5 protein-coding genes are annotated in these 5,214 nt (G+C 63.5%); 1 reads left to right on the forward strand and 4 read right to left on the reverse strand.

Annotation, left to right across the window (positions count from 1 at the left end):
* A partial coding sequence (locus EN750_RS17450) for a glycosyltransferase (RefSeq protein WP_127397150.1) occupies positions 1–780 on the reverse strand: 780 nt, incomplete at its 3' end.
* Between the two features lie 234 nt (positions 781–1,014).
* Between EN750_RS17450 and apaG the strand changes: the two genes are divergently transcribed.
* Positions 1,015–1,407: a Co2+/Mg2+ efflux protein ApaG gene (gene apaG, locus EN750_RS17455; RefSeq protein WP_013533640.1), complete on the forward strand. Its 393-nt coding sequence runs from the start codon at positions 1,015–1,017 to the stop codon at positions 1,405–1,407.
* A gap of 189 nt (positions 1,408–1,596) precedes the next feature.
* Here apaG and EN750_RS17460 read toward each other — a convergent pair whose 3' ends face one another.
* From EN750_RS17460 to EN750_RS17470, 3 genes are all read right to left on the reverse strand, one after another.
* Positions 1,597–2,628, reverse strand: coding sequence for an Hsp33 family molecular chaperone (locus EN750_RS17460; protein ID WP_127397151.1), 1,032 nt, complete (start codon positions 2,626–2,628; stop codon positions 1,597–1,599).
* Positions 2,629–2,755: 127 nt separating this feature from the next.
* Positions 2,756–3,667, reverse strand: a complete 912-nt coding sequence (gene argF, locus EN750_RS17465; RefSeq protein WP_127397152.1) for an ornithine carbamoyltransferase — start codon at positions 3,665–3,667, stop codon at positions 2,756–2,758.
* A gap of 17 nt (positions 3,668–3,684) precedes the next feature.
* A complete protein-coding gene (locus EN750_RS17470; protein WP_127397153.1) occupies positions 3,685–4,884 on the reverse strand; it encodes an aspartate aminotransferase family protein in 1,200 nt (399 codons plus the stop codon).
* Positions 4,885–5,214: the final 330 nt, after the last annotated feature.

The raw sequence follows: 5,214 nt of genomic DNA on the forward strand, positions 1-5,214 counted from the left end.
CTCGTCAAACGAGCGCCGGCCAAGCGGCTGCTCGAAGGGGGCGGCGACGAGATTGACGCGCAGGCCGAGGCTGTTCACCAGCTTGGTCGCGGCGGCGTCCTCGGCGATCTCGGCGGCCAGCGCGCGGATGCCGCCATTGGCGTCGAGCATCGGCTTGTTCCAGAGCATGCTCTTGCCCTGGGCAAAGCCAACGCCGAGCGCCTCGCCGGCATATTGCCAGCGCGCCTGCAGCGTGTTGAGGAAAGCGCATTCGACCTCGGCCCAGAAGCCGGCAGGCCGGGAGCCGATCGGCGTCGAGCAGACAAGGCCGGTGCCGGACCGCCAGGCAGCCATCAGGTGCTGGACGTAGTCTCTCGGCATCAGCACGTTGGAATCGGCCAGGACGACCCAGTCGTGCCGCGCCGCTTCCCAGCCCTTGACGCAATTGTTGAGTTTCGGATTGGCGCTGATGCGGTCGTCGCCGATAAGCAGCCGGGCTGGCACTTTCGGAAACCGGACGATCGTCCTGTTTATCAATTTGACCACCGGATCGTCGGCATGGGCAACGCAGAAAATCAACTCGTAGCGCGGCCAATCGAGCGAGAAGGCGCGTTCCAGCGTCTCCTGCGTGAACGGCTCGACGCCGCGCGACGGCACGACGATCGACACCGGCCGCGGCTTGGCGGCCGGCGGCCCAATGGTGTGGCGCCGTTTCAGACGCGAAGCGGCGAGCACGATGCTGGCGAGATTCGAGAGGATGAGGACAGTTGAAAGCGTGGCGGCTATGAGAGTGAGTTCCATCGAGATCCGGTCACTCCAGGAAAACCGGTCCGCAAGATGGCCGGTTTCAACAGTTCAGCAGAGCGCCCGAGTCGCGCATCACCAGTCCGCGCACACCATCATTGTCATATGTCACTTAAATGACATTCTTTGTCGGCACCTGCCCGCGAGGTCGGCCAGAGGAGGCTTCGGTCGGTTGACCTAACCGCACAGAGCGCCGAAAGTTCCGCTGGAACCGTTTTTTTGGAGCCGCTTATGTATAGCGCCGTCACGCGCAACATCGAAGTGCAGGTCAGGCCGTTCTATCTGGAGGACCGTTCGGATCCCTCGGAAAACCGCTATGTCTGGGGCTATCAGATAACGATCGACAATCAGTCGGACGATTTCGTGCAGCTTCTGTCGCGCTATTGGCACATCACCGACGGCACCGGTCGGGTGGAGGAGGTGCGCGGCCCCGGCGTCGTCGGCGACCAGCCCGAACTCAATCCCGGCGACAGCTACCAATACACGTCCGGTTGCCCGCTCTCGACACCATCCGGCATCATGGTCGGGCACTACACGATGCGCAACAAGCGGGGCGAGACGTTCGACATCGCCATTCCGGCGTTTTCGCTGGACCTGCCGGGGACACGGCGGACGGTGAATTAGCGTCTTTCTCCCCGTTCTACGGGGAGAAATGCCCGGCAGGGCAATGAGGGGCGGCGCCGGACTCTCGGATATATTGCGTGCACAACGGCGTACGATTGAGTACGTGCGGCCAGTCGCCGCCGTCTGCGCTGCCCCTCATCCGCCCTTCGGGCACCTTCTCCCCGTAAACGGGGAGAAGGAAAAACCCTGCTACTGAGCCGCAAAATCCGCCGGGTCGAAGTCATATTGCTTCGAGCAGAATTCGCAGGCGACGTGGATGCCGCCGTCCTCTGTACTGTCCTTGATCTCCTGCGCGGAAAAACCCTCGAGGATGCCGCGGATCTTGTCCCTGGAGCACGAGCACTGGTCGGCGACCGGAACGCCGCCGAAGACGCGCACGCCATGCTCGTGGAACAGCCTGTAGAGCAGCCGTTCGGCGCCGATCGTCGGGTCGATCAGTTCGGTCGGCTCGATCGTACCGAGCAGCGCCAGCAACTCCTGCCAGGAATTGTCGATTGGGTCGTGGATCTCCTCGCGCGGATCGCCATCGCCACCCGGCAGGTCCGGGACGCGCATGCGCTCGGGCGACTGCGGCAGGAACTGCGCCAGGATACCACCGGCGCGCCACTGCTCGCGGGCACCGCCAGGACCGGGCGTCAAAAGCTTGGCCACCGACAGCCTGAGATCGGTCGGGATCTGTTCCGACTGGCGAAAATAGGTGCGTGCCGCATCTTCCAGCGTCTCGCCGTCGAGTTGGACGATGCCCTGGTAGCGCTGCGTGTGAGCGCCCTGGTCGATGGTCAGCGCCAGCACGCCGCTGCCAAGCAGCGTCTGCTGGGAAGTTTCGCCGGCCGCGACAAGGGCTTCCAGCCGGTCGGCGTCAAAACGCGCATAGGCGCGCAGCGCCGAGGGCGTGGAAAAATCCGCGACCAGCATGTCGACAGGCCCGTCGGTGCGGGTCTGCAGGATAAACTTGCCCTCGAACTTCAGCGAGGTGCCGAGCAGCACGGTCAGCACACAGGCCTCCGCCAGCAGGCGGGCGACCGGCTCGGGATAATCGTGGCGGCTGAGGATGGCATCGAGCATCGGCCCGAGTTGGACGGTGCGGCCCCGCACATCGAGCGGGCCGACCTCGAACGGCACGACATGATCGTCGCCGGCATAGCCAAATTCGCCGAGTTTGGGGTGATGTTCAGTCACTTGATAGGTTTCCAACATGACAAAGCTCCAGGGCGCGGCCATGCCGCCCTCCGGGGCGCATGCGTCGAAACGCGCTTGATTTGCGTGATGCGGCGCAAATAGGCATCACACCCCCGCAGATCAAGCTCCCGGGGATCAAGCGCCCAGACACTTCAAGCGCCGAGACACTTCAAGCGCCGAGACACCAGGCAAGCACGGCCTTCTGGGCATGGAGCCGGTTCTCGGCCTCGTCGAAGACCACCGAATGCGGCCCGTCGATGACCTCGTCCGTCACTTCCTCGCCACGATGCGCCGGCAGGCAATGCATGAACAGCGCGTCCGGCTTGGCCTTGGCCATCAGCTTGGCGTTGACCTGATAGGGCGAGAACACGTTGTGGCCGCGGGCGCGATGCTCCTGACCCATCGAGACCCAACAATCCGTGACGATGCAGTCGGCCTGACCGACGGCTTCCTCGGGCGAGCGGGTGAAGTGCAGCTTGCCGCCATGTGCCCGCGACCAGTCGATATGCTTCTGCGCCGGTTCGCTGCCCTCGGGCACGGCGACGTTGAGGTTGAAGCGGAACCGGGCCGAGGCCTCAAGCAAGGAATGCAGCACATTGTTGCCGTCGCCGGTCCAGGCGATGGTCTTGCCGGCGACCGGACCGCGATGTTCCTCGAAGGTCATGATATCGGCCATCAGTTGGCAGGGGTGGGTGTCGTCGGTCAATCCGTTGATCACCGGCACGGTGGCGTTCTCGGTCAATTCCAGCAGGCGCTCATGCGAGGTGGTGCGGATCATGATCGCATCGACATAGCGCGACAGCACCTTGGCGGTGTCGGCAATTGTCTCGGAGCGGCCGAGCTGCATCTCGGTGCCGGTCAGCATGATGGTCTCGCCGCCGAGCTGCCGCATGCCGACGTCGAAGGAGACGCGCGTGCGCGTCGACGGCTTGTCGAAGATCATCGCCAGCACCTTGCCTTCAAGCGGTTTGGTGCGCTCGCCGGCCTTGAGGCGCGCCTTTCGCACCACCGCATCGTCCAGCATCAAGCGCAGATCGCCTTCGGAAACGGTGGAAAGATCGGTGAAATGGCGAACTGACATCTGCAATGGTTCCGGGATTACTTCGCCGCGGCGGAAGCGATCGCCTCCGCCAGGCCCTTGGCGCCGGCGCGGATGCGGTTGAGCGCGTCATGGATCTCGGCGTCGGTGACGGTGAGCGGCGGCAACAGGCGAATGACGTTGTCGCCGGCCGGAACCGCCAGCAGGTTCTGGTCGCGCAAGGCCATGTTCACCTTGGTGTTGGGCATGGCGCATTTGAGGCCGAGCATCAGCCCGGCACCCCTGATATCCTCGATGATTTCGGGAAATTCGTCGGCGACCGACGCCAGCCCCTGCTTCATCAGCAGCGCCTTGCGCTGGACATCTTCGAGGAAACCGTCTTCCAGCACGACATCGAGCACGGCGTTGCCGACCGCCATGGCAAGCGGATTGCCGCCGAAAGTGGTGCCGTGCACGCCAGCGGTCATGCCGACGGCCGCTTCATCCGTGGCAAGGCAGGCGCCCATCGGGAATCCGCCGCCAATACCCTTGGCGATCGCCATGATGTCTGGCGTGACACCTGACCATTCATGCGCGAACAGCTTGCCGGTGCGGCCGATGCCGCACTGGACCTCGTCGTAGATCAACAGCAGGCCGTGCTGTTCGCACAATTGCCTGAGCCGCTTCAGCGACTGCGTCGGCACCGGGCGGATACCGCCCTCGCCCTGCACCGGCTCGATCAGGATCGCGGCCGTCTCCGGCGTGATCGCCTTTTCGGCGGCGTCGATATCGTCGAAGCCGACCTGATCGAAACCTTCGACCTTGGGGCCGAAGCCTTCGAGATATTTGTACTGGCCGCCAGCCGCGATGGTCGCCAGCGTGCGGCCATGGAAGGCGCCCTCAAAGGTGATGACGCGGAAGCGCTCGGGATTTCCTTTGACGAAATGGTAGCGCCGCGCCGTCTTGATCGCGCATTCCAGCGCCTCGGCGCCGGAATTGGTGAAGAACACCTTGTCGGCGAAGGTGGCGTCGGCCAGCCGCTCGCCAAGCCGGCTCTGCCCCGGAATCTCATAGAGGTTGGAAACATGCCAGAGCTTGGCGGCCTGCTCGGTGAGTGCGGCGACCAGATGCGGATGGCTGTGGCCCAGCGAATTGACGGCGATGCCGCCGGCGAAATCGAGATATCGCTCGCCCTTGTCGGTAACCAGCCAGGTGCCTTCCCCGTGGTCGAAGGCCAGGGGTGCGCGAGCAAAGGTCTCGTAAAGCGCCGAACCGCTCATTATATGCGTCTCCGGTACCGGAAAATCAAAAAAGCCGCCAAAGCGGCGGCCTGTGCGGCTTATCCTGTTTTTCGGCCATGAAGTCAACGAAAACGTCGCGTAGTGGCGCGCGGCAAGCCTCCCGACGGGACGCCGGCTCATCAGCGACCGGGCAAGTTGGGGAAAACCGAAAAAACCGATTCGTGTTGCACTTGGGACTCTTGTCACCGAGTCAGCGCATAGAGTAGTTGTAGTCGAGAAATAACTAGATTTCGTGCGGCGGACCTAATCACCAGATATATGTGGTGTCTGCCCCGGCAAATGTTGCCGGGTCGGGAGAAGGATTCCGAT

The sequence above is a fragment of the Mesorhizobium sp. M7A.F.Ca.ET.027.03.2.1 genome (genome assembly GCF_003999175.1).
GTDB lineage: Bacteria > Pseudomonadota > Alphaproteobacteria > Rhizobiales > Rhizobiaceae > Mesorhizobium.